Origin of the sequence: Caminicella sporogenes DSM 14501 (assembly GCF_900142285.1) — a bacterium.
Lineage (GTDB): Bacteria > Bacillota > Clostridia > Peptostreptococcales > Caminicellaceae > Caminicella > Caminicella sporogenes.
On record NZ_FRAJ01000008.1, the window covers coordinates 106385 to 129177 of the forward strand.

Consider the following 22793-nt stretch of genomic DNA (forward strand, 5'->3'; position numbering starts at 1 on the left):
TATAATTCGCTTAATTTTACATATTTTCCTGTTTTTATTTTTTAAATTTTTTTAATACTGATGTATATTTGATAGTACTTTTAGGACATGAATCCGCACATTTAAAACAACTTAAACATAAACTATTCAATATCTCGGGATATTGCTTTCTATTTTCCATTTTTACAGCTTCAGCAGGACATACAGATTTACAAATTCCACATTTTATACAATTTTCATTTTCAACTGCTAACCCTCTTTTAGAAAATAAACCTGCAAAACTAAGTAAAGTTCCATATGGACAAAAATATCTATGCCACATTGAAGGAACAAAAAATAATGTAACCGCTACTCCAAGTATAGTAAATATTATTAAAACAGGTATCTTTCTTCCAGTAATAAAAATCTTAGCCATAAATCCTAAAAAAATAATTAAAACTATATATCGAAAAATTGGTTTTTTAATCCAATTAGGAACTTCTCTACGTTTAATTTTAAATTTTTTATATATCCAATCTACTATATCCATTAAACTCTTTATTGGACATATCCAGCCACAATAAAAGCGACCAAATAAAGGTGTTAAAATTATGCTAATCAAAAATATCATAAACCATAACTGAGGTCTACCTAATTTTACTAGCATAATAAATATTCCTAAAAAAATCAATTGAAAAAATTTTATTCTTTTCATAAAAATCCTCCTCGCTTTAAATTCTAAATATCAAATTAATATAAATCTACCTTAAAATTCTTTGTTATGTATTCATTATAATCCAAGAAACTAAATTTTTCCATATTTTTGTACCTGTACACTCAAAAAAACTCCTCCTAACTCCCAACCACCCTCAACCCCAGTCTACTTCTCCCTTAAACCTTATTCTCCTTAAAACTCGATTATAAAAAAGTCGTCATACATCTATTTTTTCTTCTCTTTTTCTTTTCTGTTTATGGCTTCTGAACATAAAAAAAATCATGATTCGAATGCTCTAAAAAAGCACTGAATCATGATTTTTTATGACAAGTTTTTTATTGGTGTACACAAATACCTGTTACTTTTAAAAAAAGTTTGATCGAATTGTAGCTGTAAAATTTGATTTTTTCGTAAAAGTAAAATCTGAGTTTTTTAAAAAAAGATTGAACAAATTTCAGCTTTTTGCTATTTTTTTTAAGTATCTTTTTTAAAAAAAGTTTGAATTAAATTTATAGCAAAATACTATTGTCCATTATACATTTTAAAGTCATATATTATATATAGTAATCTTGCTAAATGTACCTAATCTAATATGAATAAAAATACTATAATAAAATATCATGTTAAGATTTGTTGAATATTTTTTTAAATGTTTAAAAACTTTTATATCTTAATTTTCCTTTTCTACATTTCCAATCCCTTTCATTTATTTCCACTTCATGTTCACAATAGTCTAATAACTTTTTTAGTGATTTTTGCAACTCTATTACTTCATAGTTATCACTAACATTAGAAATCAACTCATTTGAAGCTAATACTATTACTTTAAATCTTGCTCTAGATATCATTACATTCAGTCTATTTGGATTATATATAAATTCTTCTTCTTGTGCAATAATATCTATATTACCTAATACAAAGCTACAAATTATAATTTCCCTTTGTTGTCCTTGATATTTTTCAACAGTATCCACTGAAGCAATAATTTTTTCTTTTAATTTTTCTGCATCTTCAGCTTTAACAAGAGGTGTAAAAATTTCTATTAGTCTTTTTTGTATTCTTGTTCTTTGTGCCCTATGTGGAACTACAATTCCTACTCCTTTATCAAAAAATTCAAATAAATCATACTCACTACCCTTACCGAAACCAATAATTTTTTTATCATAAATATTTTTTGTTATTTTTATTACTTCTTCTGCTTCAAATTTATTATATTGATTTGAATTTCCATCATCATATGTTAACAACACTATAGGATAATCAGGATTTAATATTAAATCATAGAAATAGTTATAGTTTAATTGTTTCATGTATTGTATTTTTTTATCTTCTATAGAACTATCTGATTTATAACCAGATGGATAAGAAAATGCTAATTTGCCAAAATCTACAATCACTCTATTTGATCTTCGATTATATAATAAATCTCTCCTTAATATATTTCTATAACTTGAATAAAATTCATTATTATAATAATTAAATATAGATGAATAATAGTTTTTATCTCCTTCATCAATTGATACTTTTGATATAGGGGATAGTTGAAGGTGGTCTCCAGCTAATAATATTTGAGTATTGTTATCTATCTTGAGCAATGCTGGAGTAAAATGCCCTACATCCATTTGTGATGCTTCATCTATAATAATTAAATCAAACTTAAATCTAGTATTAGTAGCTCCTTTAACAAATACTTTTTCAATTTGTTCAGGTGTGGCAGTAAATATTTGAAAATTATTTTTTAGTTTCAATATTCTATCTTTTTCATTGTCATAGTCAGACCTACTTGTATCAGCAATAAATTCTTCATATTGTAGTAAAGAAAACTTTGCTAGATTAGCATCAGGTCTATTAGCTGATTTAACCCTCACAACAGATACATCACTAAAATCCAACTTATTTACAATTCCTTTTAATATATTATCTGTTGCATCATAATTCCCCATTATCAGTATTCTAGTTTTTTGTCCTTTTTTAATATTATAATAAAACATGAGTAAATGAAGTATAGTATGAGTTTTACCTGTACCTGGAGGCCCCCATAATAAAGTAAGTCTATGATTAATTATATTAACTATAGCTTCAATTTGAGGAACATTTAAAGGTATATATCCACTATAGTATTTTTTCATTTCTTTTTCTATATCTAATTTAGTATAAGAATTTATAAGTTTAGGATCAAATTCCTCTAATAACTCAACAGCAATTTTCTTGTTTTGAATTCTATTTAAACATGATTTTAATCTATTTGACCAAATATCAACATGTTTTGTCTCTAGTACAATATCTCTACTGAAGTCAAATCCATATTTGTTTTCTAATAGATCAAATATCATCAAAGTATCAGTATCTAACTTTAAAATTATATATTTATCAAATCTATCAAATGCTTCTATTGATATACTAATTGCATCTTTGTAAGATTTTGTTGTTCTACCTTTTTCTTTATAAGTAAAAGGATCAAATCCTATTAATTCTTTTTCAGGGTCATAGTAAATTGTATTAGGGTATTGTTTAGTTGCAAATTTTTTATAAATATATTCACTTTTGTTAAAAGGATATATAATTATTCCAAAAGCTTTTTCATCATAATTAGCATCTACTGAATTATCATCTATCTCATATACTTTGTAAAGACATTTTGTAAAGGGTTTTCCATTAAAATGTTTATTCAATATTTCATCCTTAGTTTGATTAGTAGTTGATAGTCTAATATTATCTTTAATTTCTTTTTTCAAAAACATAGCTTTGCCTAATACAGATTTTCTATAAACCATTTCATTATGAATAGCTTCTTTTTCTATCAATGAATAAGCAGCATTTAATTTTGAGAATAAATATAAATCTAATCCAAATTTTAATTTAGGGAACATACTTATATTAGGTAATAAAGGTATATTAGGAGACTCTCCTTTTTTATATTTACTATCAATATTAGTAAAAATATTATACATCATGAACAATCTGTCTTTTATTATGTTTTCAATAGAATTTATAAATTTTCTTTTTTCTACATTATTTTTCCAATTATTCCAAATGTTTGAAAACACAAATCCATTAAAATCATCAGAATCTGGTTTATGATATAAAGGTTTCTTTTGTTTACTAGAACTAATTATATTATGAACTTGATGCAAAGTATTATTTATTTTTGTATTTATAGATAAAATATCTTCTATGCCTTTCTTAAGATCAAAAAATGGACTTTTCTCTACAACTCTATAATCTTCTAATTCACCATCATACGTAAAAAAACTGTCAAATCTATATAATAATTTTGTGATTTCTCTTTTTTTATCTTTAATTTGAGAAAGAGTTAAATCTCTATATATATCTTCAATACCATTGCCTTTTGATTTTATAAATTTAAAAACTTCAATAAATAGATTTTTAAAATGTTCTATACATTTGTCACCCCAATAATTTATTGAGTAAGTAGCAGGCTTATTATAATTATTTAAATAGTTTTCATACTTAATCATAATATTATTTATTTCAATTAAAAAATCTAAAAACTCTCTTTTTTCTCTTCTTTTTGTAAAAGAATTATCATCAAGAATTGCAATATAAGGAGATTTAAAATTATTCTCTTTTACTACATTACCATTTGAATCCTTACCTGTAAAAGAATAAATAAATGAAAAAGATAAGCTTCTTTGTTGAGAATCGTGTCTTTCTTCAATAAAAAATGTTAAATTAGAAAATTTAGGTATGTTCATCGTTTTACTATTTGGTATATATTCATATTTTTTATTCTGATTAATTAATTTAATGCTATTTAATATTGTTTCTTTTTCTGCTTTAAGCGAAATATTCTCATCAAATAAAATTGAATTGTTATTCATTGCCTCACTTTGAAGTTTTGCTATATCATCAATACCTCTGCTTAACAATACTGATTTTGCTCCATTTTTTAAGCAAGTCAATTGGTTAATATCATTAGTATTTAAAACTTTATACCTGCAATAATTATTTAATGGATCGTTATAATATTGTTCAATAGTAATATTAGTTCCATTTTCTTCATTTAACTGAGCAACCTTTTCCTTCACTTTATCAGAAAATTGTCCTCCATAATAATCACATGTTTGACATTTTGACGTCAGTTTAATTTTATTATATTCCTTCGTATTTCCTTGTTCTATTAAATCTATCACATTTATAATACCTTTATTAAAAATATTTTTTATACTATCTTGGATCGAAACATATTCTGCGACATATTCTTCAAGTTCATAGTTTGGATCTTGTATTCTAGTTTCTCTTTCAATATCATCTTCATCGTTTTTTTGAGGATAAATACTTGCATTAGCAACAACCTCATAGATCTTATCTAGTTTATTACTAATAAGAAAACTATTTAAAGCTAACATGTAAATTCCAAGTTCAATAAAATATCCACTGTTAAACTCTGATTTTTTTATATCACAAATTTTTAATTTGATTTTAGTATTATCTGATTTTTTAATATTATAATTTAAATCTAATATATCACAGCCTAAATATTTAGGATCTTTAGATTTTATTATCTCAATTAAATCCGGTTTAAAACTATCAAATTTTATTCTTTTGTCATATACTCTTATTTTGTTTAAAATATTATTATCTTTAATAAATTGATAGTAAAAGTTATCATTAACATCAAACTTAAATTGATATATATATCTATATTTGTTAGGATTCATTATATCTTTAAATTGTAAATTTTGTGATGTACTGTTTATAATAACACACAAGTCTTTATTTTTGAATTTTCCATTTTTTATAATACTTTTTAATTCGTTTCTATTATTTCTATCAAATAGTAATTCACAAGAATTTGGCCTTGTATCTAAAAATTTCTCATATATATCATCTTTGTTTTTATTATTTAAATTTGTTCCAATATTATATCTATATGAAAGTTCATAAATCATTAAAGCTTCAGAAATATTTCCTTCTTCCTGATATTTTTGTAAAGGTGGTTTATCAGGAAGTGTATGTTTACTTATTAGTTTCTTATTATTTATCAGATAATCTCGAATTGGACTATTTTTATCTATATTATTCTTATTACATTCTTCCTGCCATCGTTGGTCTAACCTATTTATAACATATTTCATACAACCGTTATCATTTGATAATTCTTTTAAAATACTTTTATCAAATATATATTCCATTCCTTCAACCCCTTCAACTAAAAAAATTAATATATTAATTACTTATATACAAATATTTTATAGTTATTTACAAAAAAATACAACCTTTTGCAGGTTGTTATTTTTTGAAACAATTTTGAACATTATTGAATAAAATATTCAATTCTAGTGAATTATTTGGATCAGTATATTTCATTACAGCTATAGACCTATAAAAACTCAATATATCACAGGGTTTCATTTTTAATTTATTATCTAATATATAATCTCTATATTTATTAATGATTTTTTCTAAAGGCTCATTTAATAACATATTATAATTCCAGTCTTTTTTTCTAGCTACAATAATAGAATCCCATTTAATAGCTTCATCACTAGAATGATATCCGCTACTTCCTTCAGATCTTATTGGAAAAACATTTGTTATAACAAATCCGGAATCTTTTATAGCATTTCCTAAAGCACTCCATGCTTCTTCTTTATTATGATGATATGAGAAAACCATTAACCCATCATCTTTTAGTATTCTAAAGCATTCTTTAAAAACACTTGTCAGTCCTTTTTCAAATTTACTGTGATAATCATCAATTAATTTATTCGCAAACAAAGCATCATTTATAGATTTGTTAGGGTTTATCTGTATTTCATTCTTTATCCATTGGTAGTAAAAATTAGCTAATTCTGAATAATTTAAATTGTCATAATATGGAGGGTCAGTTAATATTAAATCTACTGACTTATCTTTTACTTGATCTAAATTTCTAGAGCTACGATTTAATATTAATGTATCGTACTCACTATTATTGTAAAATTTTTTAGGTTTATATGTTACTTTCGATTTTATACTTTCTCCTGTATATTCTTTTACTAGTTTGCCAGAAATATATTTAGACTCATAAGGTTTTCGACAGAATTTTTTAGCTTCAATAACTTTATTAATTGTTTTTATAAATGTCCCTCTCCCGATTTTTGTTCCCCATACATTATTTTCAACTGGTCTAACTGGTACTGTATATGCATGAATTCCAAACAAGGGAGTTAGTTTTCTATATCCATAAGCATAGTTGCATAATAAATTATTACTAGCTAATGAATCAGAAAAAGCTATTAAAAACCATTCTTTAATATCTTCATCCTCAATATTTAATATCTCTCTATATAGGATTGCAAGACTCAATAGTTGTCTTTTATTAAATAGTTCTTTATATTTCGTATAACCATGAGTAATAGGTCTTTTATCAGTACTATTACTCTTAATTATATCAGCTTGTGGAATTATTAGATTATCCTTTATTTTTTTATATTCAGATTCGGCTTCCTTATATAGATTAACATCATTTTCACTTATTTCTTTAAAAATTCTTTGTTCCCCTTTTAAATATTCTAAAGCAAACATTCTTAAACTCTTTTGCCCACTTACTTGTTCTATTAGTCTAAATTTTTCATTGCATGATGGACAAATACAAAACCCTCTATTATAAGTACCTTTATCTACTTCTGTTACTTCATGGCAATTATTGCATTTTAAATATCTGTTTGAATATTCTATTTTATGAATTTTCCCACACTTTTTACAAAATACATATTTCTCTTTTTTCTTTTTATTATAGTAGAGTTTATAATGTGGATGACTCTGAAAAATATAATTACATTTAGGACAACTTATCTCATATACCCAAAATACATTTATAATTGGATATTTTTTCCCATCAACCTCAACAGTATAATAATATTCAATTTTTTTCCCTACTTTATTATATAGATCATTTAAATATTTTTTTATTTTTGTTATATTACATTCTTGCAATTCTTTTTTCGTTATAAAGCAAGCTAATGTATCTATATCTACTCCAATAGTTTTAGCACCTATTTTTTTTGATTCTATTAAGCAAGTTCCACCTCCCATAAATGGGTCCATTACAGTTATATTTACTTCATTTTTTGAATAAAACTTATTCCAAAATTCATCTTCACTAGCATCATAAGGAAGTAATGTTCCAATTAATAGAGCTCTTACCACCGATCCTAATCTTCTAGCCCACCATTTGTGAATTGTATATACAGGTTTCTTACTATTCCCTTCCTTAATTGCTAATTCACTTATTTGTTTTATTGGTAAAATATTTTCTATTAATGTTTTTTTCGTGAAATCAATTTTGTTACACATTTTCAAATTCCTTCTTTCGAAACGTTGGAATTAATGTAAAAATTTATAATCATACCTTCTAAAAAATATTATTATATATTATAATATTTAAGTTTCCCCATTTTTTTGAGGAGACATAAAAAAGACATTGTTGATAAAAAAACAGAAATTATATATTTGCCCACAGATTTAATAAATTTAATAAAAAAAGAGTTAATCCCCCTTATTCTTTGATATAATTAGGTTGCAAGCAAATACTAAAGAAAAGAGGTTTAACTTATGTCTTATTATAGCAAACTTATATACCAAATTAAAAGGAAAATTAATAATTTTAGTTATGCAAAAATAGAAGTTTAATTGGTAACATTACCAAAAAATAAAAATGGCATAAGTTCTTACTTTGTGTTAAATAAAAATTATTAAACAAACCAAATAAATAACACGGAGGTAAGAACCATGCCATAATATACAACTATAAATATTTTAAACCTAAATAAAGAAATTTACAACTATATTGAAGATGTAAATTATGGAATGTCTAAACCCCAGTTAAATCATTTATCTAGTTTAATACAAGGATTAATAGCTGTACATGGCAATAAATCAATTTCTTCAATTGCCAAAAGTATTCTATCTGCATCAGATAGAAGCTCTATATATAAGTTTTTAAGCAAATCACGCTGGGATGATAAATTGCTTAATTAGAAATCGTATTGCTTATTTAAATTTGTTTTTAGAAACACACATAAAGTCAAAATCTGTAGGTTTTTTAGTTATTGATGATACTGTAAATCCAAAGCCTACGGCTAAAAAAATAGAAGGATTAGACTTTCATTTTTCTCATGCCGAAGGCAAAAGTGTATGGTCTCATTGTATTGTTACCTCTAATTTCGTAGCAGGAGATATTTCTATTCTTATTGACTATAAACCCTATTATAAAAAAGAGTATTGTAAAGATATTAACAAACAGTTTAAAAATAAAATGCAATTAGCAAAAGAACTTGTAAATAGCTTTGAAAAACCATTTAATTGTGAAAAAATATATGTTCTCACGGATTCTTGGTATACTAGTAATCCCATAATAGAAGAGTGTTTAAGCAAAGGCTATCATTTAATAGGAGCTATAAAGTCAAACAGAAAAATAGCACCAAAAGGAATTAAACTTCAACTTTCACAATTTGAAAAATATATTAATCCTGATGCCTTAGATGTCGTTACCATCAAAGGTAAAAATTATAAAGTTTATACCTATGAAGGTTCTGTTGCAAAGATTGAAAATGCAATTGTTCTTATTTGCTATGAAGTTGAAAACGGCAACTTAAAAGCTCCTATTTACCTGATATCTACTGATATTGAACTTGATGCAAAGACAATAATTGAGTATTACTTAAATAGATGGTCAATTGAAACTAATTATAAATATCTAAAGAGTAATTTAGGTTTTAATAAATATAGGGTGCGCAGTATTTTATCTATTGAAAGATATTTTTTAATAGTATTTTTGGCAATAAACTTTCTTGAAATATTTAGATTATATCAAAAAGATTTAATGCTAAAAACGATAGGTGAAACAATACGCTATCAAAATAGCCTAACGGCTAAGGAAATAATTATGTTTATATATTACAAAGCACAGCAAAACGTATCTATAAGTGAAATTTATAGGACTTTAAAAGTTGCATAACAGATTTTAATAACAATATTTTATCTATAAGGAATTTTTAACTTTTAATATTGGATAAATATAGATATTTACCTGTATTTATCTATAATTGGTAATTTGATTTTTGAAATTGCCTATCTAAAATTCATAATTTTAACTTTACTCAAATACATATGTAACACTCCCTAAAAAATCAGTATTGTTATAATCACTAATTTATATATAAATAGACTTTAGTTCCATAAGTTCCTATTTTATAAATTCAACAAAATATTTTAAAATCCTTCATTTTTTATAATTTATTCTAATATTTACCTGAAAATGAAATTTAAGATATTATCTTAAGTCTTACAACATTAAAATTACTTAAATAACAAATCCCGACATGAAGATATCTTCATATCGGGATTTGTTATTTAAGAATAGTCTATAATTAAATTTGCATAATTTCTTGCATCTTATTTTTATCATGAATGCTTAGTTTTTAACTTATTTTATCGACAACAAATACCAACTTTAACTTTCTTTCATCTACTCAACTGTAACTGATTTAGCTAAATTTCTTGGTTTGTCTACATCATTTCCTCTTGCAACTGATACATAATATGCAAATAGTTGCAGTGGTATTACGCTTAATATTGGTGTTAATTCATCCATTGTATCTGGAATATAAATTACTTTATCTGCTGTTTTTTCTACTTCCTCATTTCCTTCCTTAGCCACTGCTACTACATACGCTCCTCTTGCTTTTACTTCTTTGATGTTTGAAAGCATTTTATCATACAGATGATTTTGTGTTGCAAGAGCTATTACTAATGTACCATCTTCTATTAATGCTATAGTTCCATGTTTAAGTTCTCCTGCTGCTATGGCAAATGAATTAATATATGATATTTCCTTAAGTTTAAGCGATCCTTCAAATGCAACTTCTACATCTAATCCTCTACCCATAAAAAATACAGATTCATTATTAAATTGTTCATCTGCCAATTGCTGTATTATTTGATAATTATCTAGAATTTTTTGTGCTTTATCTGGCATAGTTTTAAGTTCAGCTACTATTTCATCATATCTTTCTCTACTCAATGTTCCCTTAGTTAATCCCATATGAAGTGCTATCATATACATAGCTGTCAGTTGAGTTGTATATGCTTTAGTAGATGCAACTGCTATTTCTGGACCAGCCCAAGTATAAAATACATCATCAGATTCCCTAGCTACTGAACTTCCAACTACATTTACTACTGATAGTATCCTTGCTCCCTTTCTTTTAGCTTCTCTTAAAGCAGCAAGCGTATCTAAAGTCTCCCCAGACTGACTTATTGCAATAAACAATGTATTTTCATCTATAAACGGGTCTCTATATCTAAATTCTGAAGCTACATCACATATAACAGGTATTTTTGCATACTTCTCTATTGCTACCTTTCCAACAAGTCCTGCATGATATGCTGTTCCACAAGCAACTATATAAATCTTATTTATTTTGTCTAAATCTTCTTTAGTTAATTTAATTCCATCTAATACTATAGTTCCCTCTTTATTTAATCTTCTATTTAAAGTCTTATCTATTCCACCTGGCTGTTCATATATTTCTTTTATCATAAAATGCTCATAACCTTCTTTTTCTGCTGCTTCTACATCCCAATCTACATGAAATACTTCTCTTTTTTGCTCTTGACCAAACTCATTGAATATCTTCACTTCATCCTTAGTTAAAAGTACTACTTCGTCATTTTCAATCAAATACATATCTCTAGTGTATTTTAATAATGCCGGTATATCTGAGGCTATAAAGTTTTCACCATCACCAAGTCCTACTATAAGTGGACTATCTTTTCTAACAGCTACTATTTTATCAGGTTCTTCTTTACATATAACTCCTATTGCATAAGCTCCTTCCATTTTATCTATAGCTTTATATACTGCATCTAAAAGGTCTCCTTCATAAAAATAGTCTATTAAATGAGCTATTACTTCTGTATCAGTTTCTGACTTAAAATGCACACCTTTTTCTACTATAAGCCATTCTTTTAACTTTAAATAATTTTCTATTATTCCATTGTGTATTACAGCTATATCTCCTGCACAATTTGTATGTGGATGAGCATTTATATCTGATGGTTCTCCATGAGTAGCCCATCTCGTATGACCTATCCCTATAGTTCCGTTTAAATTCTTCTCTTTAACGTGTTCTTCAAGCACACTTAATCTACCTTTATATTTTTCAACACAAATTTCTCCATCATTAAATACCGCTATACCAGCTGAATCATAACCTCTATATTCAAGTCTTGATAATCCATCTATTAAAATAGGCGTTGCTTCTCTTTTACCAATATATCCAACTATACCGCACATATAACCTATGTCCCCTTTCAAATGTCAAAATTATAAAAGATACTACTCTCCCAGCTTTATTTGTTCCTACAATCGCTCATAGGTTTTGTAAAGCTTTTATCGGTGGAGAGTAACACCGCAGGGCACCCGCCGATAATTCGATAAACCCTGTCCTCGTCAACTTAAACCAATAAATTCCGCTCCGGTTTAAGTCCTGGCGCTTTTATAAATTACAACTAAACCTTTCTATATCCATTTCTTTATATCTATAAGCATCACTCCTTTCAAAACTTTGAAGTAATCCTCATATATTAAGATTGAAACTTAAGATTACTTAAGTCTTTCTTCTATAATCTCAACTAATTCTGTTGCGTATTTTTCTAATATTTCTTCATCATTTCCTTCAAGCATTACTCTTACAAGAGGTTCTGTTCCTGAAGGTCTTATTAATATTCGTCCTTCTCCATGCATTTTTTCTTCTATCTCTTTGATTTTAGCAGCAATTAATTTATCTTCCATATACTTTTTCTTTTTATCATTACTTACCCTTGCATTTTTTAATACTTGAGGATAAACCTTCATTATTGATGCCAATTCTGATAAAGGTTTGTTTTTCTTTTTAACTACAGAAAGTAATTGAAAAGCTGACAAAAGTCCATCTCCTGTAGTATTATGCTCTAAAAATATTATATGTCCAGATTGTTCTCCACCAAGAACATATCCTGATTTCTTCATTTCTTCTAATACGTATCTGTCTCCTACTTTCGTTTTTACTATACTACAATCATACTCACTTAAAGCTTTTTCAAGTCCTATATTGCTCATTACTGTAGCTACTATTGTATTACCTCTCAATCTCCCTTCTTCTTTTAGTTGCGCTCCACATATTGCCATAATCTTATCGCCATCTACAATATTTCCCTTTTCATCAACTGCTATCAGTCTATCGGCATCTCCATCAAATGAAAGCCCTATATCTGCTCCAGTTTCTAATACAAAATTTTGAATCACTTCCGGATGAGTTGAACCACATCTATGATTTATATTAAGTCCATCCGGATTATGATTTATAACTTCAACTTTTGCACCAAGTTCTGCAAATGCTGCTGGTGCTGCCATATAACACGCTCCATTTGCACAATCTATTGCTACTTTCAAATTTGAAAAATCTACATTTATAGTTTTCTTTATAAAATTTACATAATCTTTGAGTGCATCAGATACTACTTCCTTCTTTCCTAATTCATCTCCTTTAGGCATGTATTCAATATCTTTATTATTTAAAATATATTCTTCTATTTTTTCTTCAACTTCATCAGGTAATTTAAAACCATCTTTATTGAAAAACTTTATACCATTATATTCAACTGGATTGTGAGATGCTGATATAACTACACCTGCATCTGCTTTATATTTTCTTGTCAAATATGCAACCGCAGGAGTTGGTACTATACCTACACAAAATGCATCACATCCTGACGACAATATCCCTGATACAAGTGCTGCCTCAAGCATATCTCCAGATATTCTCGTATCTTTTCCAACTACTATTTTTGCTTTTTTCTTGCCTTCTGTAAGTATGTAAGCTCCTATTCTTCCAAGTTTATATGCCAACTCACATGTTAATTCTATATTAGCTATACCTCTAACACCATCTGTTCCAAATAATCTGCCCATATAAGTCCCTCCATAATTTAGTTCAATCAACAAGAATTATAATCCATTATATTTTATCATAATGATTTTGTTACAGCAATTGGCATTTTTTTTTATCTTTTTTTAAACATTATTTAAACATTTTAATTTTATACAAAAAACATTTAAAATCTTATATAAAAAAATATATGGGCTGCTAAATTTAGCAACCCACTTAAAATTAATCTTTTTTGTTGTATTTGTCATAAACAAAATGCTATGCTTTCATTCCCTTTCTTTCTGAACCTGAAAGCACTTTATATGATTGTTTTATTAAAACTAAAGCTAATACGAATAATAAAACTCCAAATAATACTAATATAAAGTTATTAGTCTTTATATTTGCTATAATTAACTGAACTAAAGCCGTTAGTGTTACTATAAACATAAATATCATTGGTAAAATAATCATCTTATAATTTCTTCCAACATTAGCAAGCCATGCACCAAGTGCAAGTAATGCAAGTGCTGCCAATAATTGATTTGCTGAACCAAATAAAGGCCATACTTTTTGCCAACCAACTACTGCTAATAATCCACCAAGCCCTACTGTAATAGCAGTAGATAAATATCTATTTGTAACAAGTATGCTCTGTTTTTCCTTAGTTTTATCTTCAAAGAATTCTTGGAATATAAATCTTGCAAGTCTTGTAGCAGTATCAAGACTTGTAAGTGCAAATGCTGATATAGCCAAAGCTGTAAATGGTTTACCAACTTCTAAAGGAATTCCTATCCTAGTCATAAATGTACCTACTCCATCTGAAAATACGTTAATTGGCCCACCATTTGATAAAAGTTCTTTTAACTTATCTCCACCAATATATGCCGCTGTAATTAAAGCTATAACTGCTAAAACACACTCTACTAACATACCACCATACCCAATTAATTTCGCATCACTTTCTTTATCTATCTGTTTAGAAGATGTACCTGAACCAACTAATGAGTGAAATCCTGAAATAGCACCACATGCAACAGTAACAAAAAGCATAGGAAACATATATTTTCCACCAACATTAAATCCTGAAAAAGCAGCTAGTTGTATTTCAGGTCTATACATTAATAATCCTAGTACTGCTCCTGCTATCATTGCATATAAAAGATATGAATTCAAATAATCTCTAGGCTGTAATAAAATCCATACAGGAGTAACTGAAGCAACAAATATATATCCTAAAAGTAATATAATCCAAGTATTTTTTGAAAGAACTAAAGGAAATTTCATTCCTGCCCATATACATGCAAATAACAATGCCACACCTATAATACTACCTATTGCAAGAGGTACTCCTCTTCTATATACTGCAAAACCAAAGAATACTGCCAATAAAATAAATAATGTTGATGCAGTTGCAGCTTGTGGAACACTAACGAATGTATTTGCAACAATATTTACGAATGCTGCAACTACTAAAAGTAAAGTAAGCCAAGCAAATATAGCAAATAATCTTTTTCCTGTCTTTCCTATATTCACTTCAATTATTTGACCAATTGATTTACCATCATGTCTAATTGAGGCAAAAAGTGAACCGTAATCTTGAACTCCACCAAAGAAAATACCCCCAATAATAATCCACAACATAACTGGTATCCATCCAAATATTGCAGCTACTATTGGTCCTACTATAGGTCCTGCTCCTGCTATTGAAGCAAAATGGTGTCCTAAAAGTACAGGAGCACTTGCAGGTACATAGTCAACTCCATCATTCATAGTATGAGCTGGAGTTTCTCTGCTTGGATCTACTCCCCACTGCTTACTCAACCATGCACCATAGGTTACATAAGCAATAGCAAAAATTATAATTGCACTAGAAATTAAAAATAATGAGTTCATATGAAAACCTCCTTTATATTATTTATTTTTTTAAGGCTGATAAAAAGCACCAACCTTTTTGACTCTTTTACTTGTAATTACTTTTTTTTCATTAAGCAAAACTAAAACAAGTGCTACATCAACCCAACCTTTAAGACCAAACATAAAACCCTTTTGATAACTAAACTTTTTTATTCGCTTTATCAGCTTTTCATCTTTTAAATTATCTACTACAATTACTCCTGTTATAATACTAGACATATGTTCATGATGAGGCTTTACATAATCTAAAATACTACTTTTAAGCACAGTTATAAGATTATTTAAAATATCTTCATCTAACTTCCTATAATATTTTAAAAAGCAGTATTCATCATTTTCAAAAGCATAAATTACAAACTTTTTACTTGCCATATATTTTTCATTTCTCATCTTAAAAGTTCCAAATAAATCAAACTTAACTTTTTTATATTCATAGTCCTCTTTTATGTCAAATGTCCTTGATAATTTATTTTTCATCCAATTTTTGTATTCATTAAAATTCATCTTATCACCATTAGTAATTTTATTTTTTATATTTTAAATATATACAATTATCTGATATTAATCACTTCAAAATGTATTAAGTGTCGTTTTTTATACATGAAATGCATTTTTCATGACATAAATGGTAGTAAAAATAAAAGATTTATAAATATAAAAACAGCTAAGGTTTATATAAACCTTAGCTGTTTCATGCTGTTTATGCTTTTACCATTTCTGCTCCTCTTTTTAAAGCCTCTTCATTTAAAGGAATTAAATGTTCTTTTGAAGGTCCAAATACCTTTCTTAAAGCCTGTATAATACTTTCTGGTTTAACTATTTTAGTAAGCTGTATATAAGCACCGAGCATTACCATATTTGCAACTTTAGTATTTCCTATTTCTACAGCTATTTCATTAGCTGGAATATAAAAAGCTCTTATATCATCTCTTTCAGCCTTCTTTTCTATAAGAGAACTATTTATAAGTAATATACCATCCTTTTCAAGTTCTTTTTCAAACTTTATAAGAGAAGGCAAATTCATAACTATTGCAGCTGTAGCATTATGAGCTATAATTGGAGAACCTATAGGAGTATCTGAAACAGTTACATTACAGTTAGCTGTACCACCACGCATTTCTGGCCCATATGATGGCAACCATGATACATTTTTTCCTTCAATCATGCCTGCATATGAAATAAGCTGTCCCATTGACATAACACCTTGTCCGCCAAATCCTGCACATATTATTCTTTCTTGTACCATATTATTTCACCTCCTCAGAATTACGGAAGTTTCCAAGTGGATAGTAAGGAATCATATTTTCTTCTAACCACTTAAGTGATTCTATAGGAGTTTTACCCCAGTTAGTAGGACATGTTGAAAGAACTTCAACTATTGAAAATCCTTTACCTGCTAATTGATGTTCAAAAGCTTTCTTAATAGCTTTCTTAGCTTTTCTTATATTAGCAGGATTGTGAACTGATACCCTCTCAACAAATGTTGCACCTGGAATAGTAGCAAGCATCTCAGATACTTTTAATGGCATTCCAGCATGTTTAGGATCTCTACCGTAAGGTGCAGTAGTAGCTTTTTGTCCTGCTAAAGTTGTAGGTGCCATTTGTCCGCCAGTCATACCATAAATTGCATTGTTAACAAATATAGTAGTTATATTTTCACTTCTATGAGCAGCATGTACTATTTCTGCAGTACCTATTGATGCAAGGTCTCCATCACCTTGATATGTAAATACTACTTTATCTGGCAATACTCTTTTAATACCAGTTGCAACAGCTGGCGCACGACCATGTGCTGCTTCATGCATATCACAGTTAAAATAATCATAAGCCAAAACTGAACATCCAACAGGTGCTACACCTATTGCCTTGCCTAACACTCCAAGTTCTTCTAAAACTTCTGCAACTAATCTATGAATTATACCATGAGTACATCCGGGACAATAATGAAAAGACTTTTCTGTTAGACCTTCTGTTCTCTTAAATACTACTGTCATTATTTAGCACCCCCTAACATTTCTTTTGCCTTATCAACTATTTCTTGAGGTGTAGGAATCATTCCTCCAACTCTTCCATAAAAACCTACTGGTAATCTACCATTATTAGCAATCTTAACATCATCTATCATCTGTCCACAGCTCATTTCAACTGTTAAGATAGCTTTTGCACTTTCAGGAATTTCCTCAAATGCTTTAAATGGGAATGGCCATAATGTTATAGGTCTAATTAAACCAGCATTTATTCCTTCTTGCTTTAACATCTCTATTGCATTTTTAACTATTCTTGAAGTAGTTCCATAAGCTACAAAAACTAATTCTGGACTTTCCATGTTATACATTTCATATCTTACTTCATTCTTTTCTATTTCTCTATATTTTTCTTGAATTTTTAAATTAAGCTGTTCTAACTCAGCTGGATCAAGTCTTAATGAGTTGATAATATTTGGTTTTCTCTTTCCTTCTGTACCAGTTGTAGCCCAATCCTTTGGTGGTAACTCTCTTTTCTTCAATTCTTTAAATTCGATTGGTTCCATCATTTGACCAATCATACCATCTCCTACTATCATAACAGGATTTCTGTAATAATCTGCAACATCAAATGCTTCCATAACTAAATCAACGGCTTCTTGTAAATTAGCTGGAGCATAAACTATTAATTTATAGTCTCCATTTCCACCGCCTCTAGTTACTTGATAGTAATCTGATTGAGCTGGCTGAATACCTCCAAGTCCAGGACCTCCCCTTACTATGTTAACTATAACACATGGAAGTTCTGCACCTGCTATGTATGATATACCTTCTTGTTTAAGAGCAATACCCGGAGATGATGAAGAAGTCATAACTCTTGCTCCTGAACCAGCTGCTCCATAAACCATATTTATAGCTGCAACTTCACTTTCTGCTTGTAAGAAAACTCCACCTACCTTTGGTAATTCTCTTGACATATATTCAGGCAACTCATTTTGTGGAGTTATTGGATAGCCAAAGAAATATTTACAACCAGCTTTAATAGCTGCTGCACCAATAGCCTCGTTACCTTTCATTAATATCTTAGCCATTTATATATCTCCCTCCTTGCAATTTTTATTATTCCATTATTCTCTCAACAGTAATAACTACATCTGGACAAATAGTTGCACAGTTAGCACAACCTATACATTTATCCATTTCTGTAACTGTTGCTGGATGATAACCTTTAATATTAATTCTCTTTGTATCCATTTTAATAATGTTTACAGGACATACTGTTGTACAAAGTTCACAACCTTTACATAAATCTTCTTTAAAACTTACTTTTCCTTTTGCTTTGGCCATGAATTCAACCCTCCTCATGATATTTGGTTTAATTTTATAATTTGATTCTTCTTAGCTAATTGAATTTCAGGAAATTTACATCCAGTCTTCCCTCATATACATACTTATCGGGAATATTTCACCTTCTAAGTCCTTAGGAAGAAGTCGGGCAACCTTTTCCAAAGTACTTACATACTTAATCGGAAGATTTAATTTCTCTGAAACTCCTTTAGCAAGTTCTTGTCCTTTTAATACATCTTCTACTGAAGTTTCTCTAAGTAGATGAGTATTGTTAATAAGGCCTGTTACTTTTGTTCTTGACTCTTTTTCTATAGCTTTAATATGAGCTATTGCATCTTCAACATTTCGTGTTCCCGGTCTATATGCATTGAGAACACAAAACATATCATAGACGCCTTCTTTAAAATATTTATAATATCTTGCTAAAGCTCTAGCACCTACTGCATCTCCTCCAACATCTAATATTACATCATAAGATTCATCTTGAATTGGTCCTAATATTCCTGCTGCAAGGGCAGGTAAATCTACTCCTACATTTATATTAAGTGAACTTGCTATAACTTTTACACCCTTGCTTTCAAGCATATCTTGCTTTTCCCTTGACCTAAAATATGGATTTACTATATCAAGGTCAATTAATGCTACTTTTTTGCCAGCTTCAGCAAGTTTAACAGCATAATTTACTGCAAATTCTGTCTTCCCACTTCCATAGTGTCCTATTATAATTCTGATTCTTTTATCATCAAGCATAACATCACCTTCAAAATCAGGTTACAGACTACAAGCAACTTTTAAACCATATCTATAAATTTATAAAACCATATAAATCATTCTAAACCTGCTATCTGTTAACCTCTATTTATATTCTTGAGGCTTTTCTTCTCCTCTAAGTACTCTCAATCCACCTTCTGCTAATGCCTTCATCTCATCTTCTCCAGGATATACAATAATTTCTCCAATAAAGCCTACTCTTTCCTTAATCCAACTTACAAACATTTCATCATAAGCTATACCGCCAGTAATCACTATTGCATCTACATTTCCTTTAAGTACGGCAGCACAACTTCCTATTTCTTTAGAAACTTGATATGCCATAGCTTTATAAACTAATTCTGCTTTTTTATCACCATTTTTTATCATTTTAACAACTTCTCTACCATCATTAGTTCCTAAATAAGCTACTAGTCCACCTTTACCCTTTATTTTTTTCTTAATTTCATCTAATGTATACCTACCAGAAAAGCAAAGTTTAGCTAAATCCCCTACTGGAAGTCCTCCAGCTCTCTCTGGAGAGAATGGACCTTCTCCATCAAGTGCATTGTTAACATCTATAACTCTACCATTTTGATGAGCTCCAACAGATATACCTCCACCGAGATGAGCAACTATTATATTCATTTCTTCATATTTTTTGCCTTTTTCTTTAGCTGCACGTCTAGCCACTGCTTTTTGATTTAATGCATGGAAAATACTTCTTCTCTCTATTTCAGGCATACCTGAAATTCTTGCAACATCTTGCATTTCATCAACAACAACTGGGTCTACAATAAATGCAGGTATATTCAAATTTGAAGCTATTTCATAAGCTAATATTCCACCAAGATTTGATGCATGTTCTCCTAATACTCCCATTTTTAAATCTTCAATCATTTTTTCATTTACACTATAAGTACCACCTTTAATTGGTTTTAATAATCCACCTCTACCTACTACAGCATTTAGCTTAGTTAAATTTATTCCCTTTTCATTTAATGTATCTAAAATAACATTTTTTCTAAATTCATACTGATCATATATCTTTTCAAATTTATTTATTTCTTCAGCAGGATGTCTTAAAGTAGTTTCTAAAATAGGTTTTTCATTGTCAAATATTGCTATTTTAGTAGATGTAGAACCCGGATTTATTGCTAATATTCTGTATATTTCGCTCATACATCATACCTCCTTTTTAACTTTTAACTATTTTTGCTTTGCTGCCATCAAAACTCCAAGTGCAATTGAATTAAGCTTAGCTTCTTCATCGTCAGCTCTTGATGTAAGTATTACTGGAGCTTTAGCACCAACAATTACTCCCGCATTCTTAGATCTTGCTAAAAATGCAAGTGCTTTATAAAGTACATTTCCAGCTTCTATAGTTGGAACCATTAATATATCAGCATATCCAGCAACTGGGTGAGTAATACCTTTATGTTTTGCCGCTTCTACAGATATAGCATTATCCAGTGCTAATGGTCCTCCAACTATACAATTTTTTATTTCGCCATTTTCATTCATTTTCTGAAGCTCAGCAGCATCTACAGTTGCAGGCATCTTTGGATTAACTTTCTCTTTAGCACATAATACCGCAACTTTTGGCTCATCAATATCTAATGCCCTTGCAACAGTAACTGCATTTTCGATTATCTGCCTTTTCTGATTTAAATCGGGAGCTATATTCATAGCTGCATCAGTAACAAATAATAATCTGTCAAAATCTTCTATATCGAATACTGCAACATGACTTAAAACATTCCCTGTTCTTAAACCTACTTCAGCGTTTAAAACTGCCTTTAATATGATTGATGTATCTACTAATCCCTTCATAACCATATGAGCTTTTCCAGTAGATACTAATTCAACTGCTTTAAGTGAGGCTTCACTTAAATCCTTTATATCTATAATTTCATATTTAGATATTTCAATATTTTTATTTCTTGCTATATCCTCTATTTTTTCTTTATCCCCTACTAAAATAGCTTCTGCAATACCTTTTTTATTTGCTTTATCCACAGCTAACAATACATCTTCATCTTGTGCACATGCAACTGCAATTTTTTTTGGACCTCTTTCAGCAGCAAACTTTAAAACATCTTCAAAGTTTTTAATCATTTATTTCACCTCTTCTTCATAGATTTTTACCTTTTCTTCTCCGGAAAATACCCTCAATACTCCTTGATTTAAAGCCCACATTTCATCTTCACCGGGTTTTAATATTACAGGAGCTATAAACTCCACCATCTCTTTTACATAATCAGTAAGCATTTTTGAATGTGCTATACCACCAGTAAGCACTATTGCATCTACATCTCCACAAAGAACTGTTGCCATAGCACCTATTTCCTTAGCTATTTGATATCCCATAGCTTCATAAATAAGTTTAGCTTTTTCATTTCCTTCCTTAATCATTTTTTCAACTTCTCTTGCATCATTTGTTCCCAGATAAGCAACTAATCCACCTTTTCCACGCATTTTTTTCTTTATCTCTGCAAAAGTATACTTACCTGAAAAACACATCTTAACAACATCACCAACTGGAAGTCCTCCAACTCTTTCAGGTGAAAATGGTCCCATTTCATTCGCATTATTTGTATCTATCATTTTGCCTTTCTTTAAAGGAACTACTGATATTCCGCCACCTAAATGTGCAACTATAAGATTTAAATCATTTATATTCTTATCCATTTCTTTTGCAACATTATAAGCTACTGCCCTAACATTAAGTGCATGAAGAAGTGAACGCCTCGGTATTTCAGGCATACCTGAAATTCTCGCAATATCATCAAACTCATCAACAGCAACAGGATCAACTATAAATGCATCTATTCCCTCTATATCCGCAATGCTCTTTGCAATTATTCCACCAAGATTCGAAGCATGCTCTCCTTGAATACCTATTTTCAAATCCTGTATCATTGCATCTGTAACTTTATATGTACCACTCGGCATAGGTTTTAATAATCCACCTCTACCTACTACTGCTTTAAACTGTGATAAATCATATCCTTCACTATTTAACCAATCAAGTATAATATTTTTTCTATATTCAAATTGATCTGTTATTTTCTCAAACTTGTCCAATTCTTCCGTAGCATGACTTAAATTTTTTTGTAAAACATTTTCATTCCCTTTAAATATTGCAACTTTAGTTGAAGTTGAACCGGGATTTATTGCTAAAACGTACTCTCTTGCCAATTCCCACACCTCCTATTTTTTACC

At 28.9% G+C, this 22793-nt stretch carries 17 protein-coding genes; 2 read left to right on the forward strand and 15 right to left on the reverse strand.

The genetic code is table 11. The annotated features are described in order from the left end of the window. Nucleotides 1–34: 34 nt before the first annotated feature. The 3 genes from BUA90_RS05930 to BUA90_RS05940 form a co-directional block, all read right to left on the reverse strand. Nucleotides 35–673 (reverse strand): 4Fe-4S binding protein, encoded by a 639-nt coding sequence (locus BUA90_RS05930; RefSeq protein WP_072966602.1) that lies wholly within the window; start codon nt 671–673, stop codon nt 35–37. Nucleotides 674–1326: 653 nt separating this feature from the next. Further along, nucleotides 1327–5829 carry a DEAD/DEAH box helicase gene (locus BUA90_RS05935; RefSeq protein ID WP_072966604.1) on the reverse strand — a complete coding sequence of 1501 codons (4503 nt, stop codon included), beginning with the start codon at nt 5827–5829 and terminating at the stop codon, nt 1327–1329. A gap of 97 nt (nt 5830–5926) precedes the next feature. After that, the gene (locus tag BUA90_RS05940) at nt 5927–7975 is read right to left on the reverse strand and encodes a DNA methyltransferase (RefSeq protein WP_072966606.1); all 2049 of its coding nucleotides are present in this window, start codon (nt 7973–7975) and stop codon (nt 5927–5929) included. A 513-nt stretch (nt 7976–8488) separates the two neighbouring features. On the opposite strand from BUA90_RS05940, the gene BUA90_RS12265 reads away from it, so the two are divergent. Both BUA90_RS12265 and BUA90_RS05945 read left to right on the forward strand, forming a co-directional pair. Then, entirely contained in the window at nt 8489–8659 is a 171-nt protein-coding gene (locus BUA90_RS12265; RefSeq protein WP_143146270.1) for a transposase, read from the forward strand. Next, nucleotides 8640–9638, forward strand: coding sequence for a transposase (locus BUA90_RS05945; RefSeq protein WP_094756761.1), 999 nt, complete (start codon nt 8640–8642; stop codon nt 9636–9638). The genes BUA90_RS12265 and BUA90_RS05945 overlap by 20 nt, the downstream gene beginning before the upstream one ends. 510 nt (nt 9639–10148) lie before the next feature. On the opposite strand, the gene glmS is transcribed toward BUA90_RS05945, so the two are convergent. The 12 genes from glmS to buk (BUA90_RS06005) form a co-directional block, all read right to left on the reverse strand. After that, nucleotides 10149–11978, reverse strand: a complete 1830-nt coding sequence (glmS, locus tag BUA90_RS05950; protein WP_072966608.1) for a glutamine--fructose-6-phosphate transaminase (isomerizing) — start codon at nt 11976–11978, stop codon at nt 10149–10151. A gap of 309 nt (nt 11979–12287) precedes the next feature. Further along, nucleotides 12288–13634 (reverse strand): phosphoglucosamine mutase, encoded by a 1347-nt coding sequence (glmM, locus tag BUA90_RS05955; protein WP_072966610.1) that lies wholly within the window; start codon nt 13632–13634, stop codon nt 12288–12290. 235 nt (nt 13635–13869) lie between these two features. Then, nucleotides 13870–15486, reverse strand: coding sequence for a carbon starvation CstA family protein (locus BUA90_RS05960; RefSeq protein ID WP_072966612.1), 1617 nt, complete (start codon nt 15484–15486; stop codon nt 13870–13872). 30 nt (nt 15487–15516) lie between these two features. Continuing rightward, nucleotides 15517–16011 carry a DUF8052 family protein gene (locus BUA90_RS05965; RefSeq protein ID WP_072966614.1) on the reverse strand — a complete coding sequence of 165 codons (495 nt, stop codon included), beginning with the start codon at nt 16009–16011 and terminating at the stop codon, nt 15517–15519. A gap of 196 nt (nt 16012–16207) precedes the next feature. Next, nucleotides 16208–16753, reverse strand: a complete 546-nt coding sequence (locus tag BUA90_RS05970) for a 2-oxoacid:ferredoxin oxidoreductase subunit gamma family protein (protein WP_072966616.1) — start codon at nt 16751–16753, stop codon at nt 16208–16210. A 1-nt stretch (nt 16754) separates the two neighbouring features. After that, entirely contained in the window at nt 16755–17501 is a 747-nt protein-coding gene (locus BUA90_RS05975) for a thiamine pyrophosphate-dependent enzyme (protein WP_072966618.1), read from the reverse strand. After that, a complete protein-coding gene (locus BUA90_RS05980; RefSeq protein WP_072966620.1) occupies nt 17501–18562 on the reverse strand; it encodes a 3-methyl-2-oxobutanoate dehydrogenase subunit VorB in 1062 nt (353 codons plus the stop codon). The genes BUA90_RS05975 and BUA90_RS05980 overlap by 1 nt, the downstream gene beginning before the upstream one ends. Nucleotides 18563–18590: 28 nt before the next feature. Continuing rightward, nucleotides 18591–18818, reverse strand: a complete 228-nt coding sequence (locus BUA90_RS05985; RefSeq protein WP_072966622.1) for a 4Fe-4S binding protein — start codon at nt 18816–18818, stop codon at nt 18591–18593. 75 nt (nt 18819–18893) lie between these two features. Beyond that, nucleotides 18894–19568, reverse strand: coding sequence for a nucleotide-binding protein (locus BUA90_RS05990; RefSeq protein WP_072966624.1), 675 nt, complete (start codon nt 19566–19568; stop codon nt 18894–18896). Nucleotides 19569–19673: 105 nt separating this feature from the next. Next, nucleotides 19674–20750 carry a butyrate kinase gene (buk, locus tag BUA90_RS05995; RefSeq protein WP_072966626.1) on the reverse strand — a complete coding sequence of 359 codons (1077 nt, stop codon included), beginning with the start codon at nt 20748–20750 and terminating at the stop codon, nt 19674–19676. A 27-nt stretch (nt 20751–20777) separates the two neighbouring features. Then, nucleotides 20778–21686, reverse strand: coding sequence for a phosphate butyryltransferase (ptb, locus tag BUA90_RS06000; protein ID WP_072966628.1), 909 nt, complete (start codon nt 21684–21686; stop codon nt 20778–20780). Beyond that, a complete protein-coding gene (gene buk / locus BUA90_RS06005) occupies nt 21687–22769 on the reverse strand; it encodes a butyrate kinase (RefSeq protein ID WP_072966630.1) in 1083 nt (360 codons plus the stop codon). Between the last annotated feature and the right edge of the window lie 24 nt (nt 22770–22793).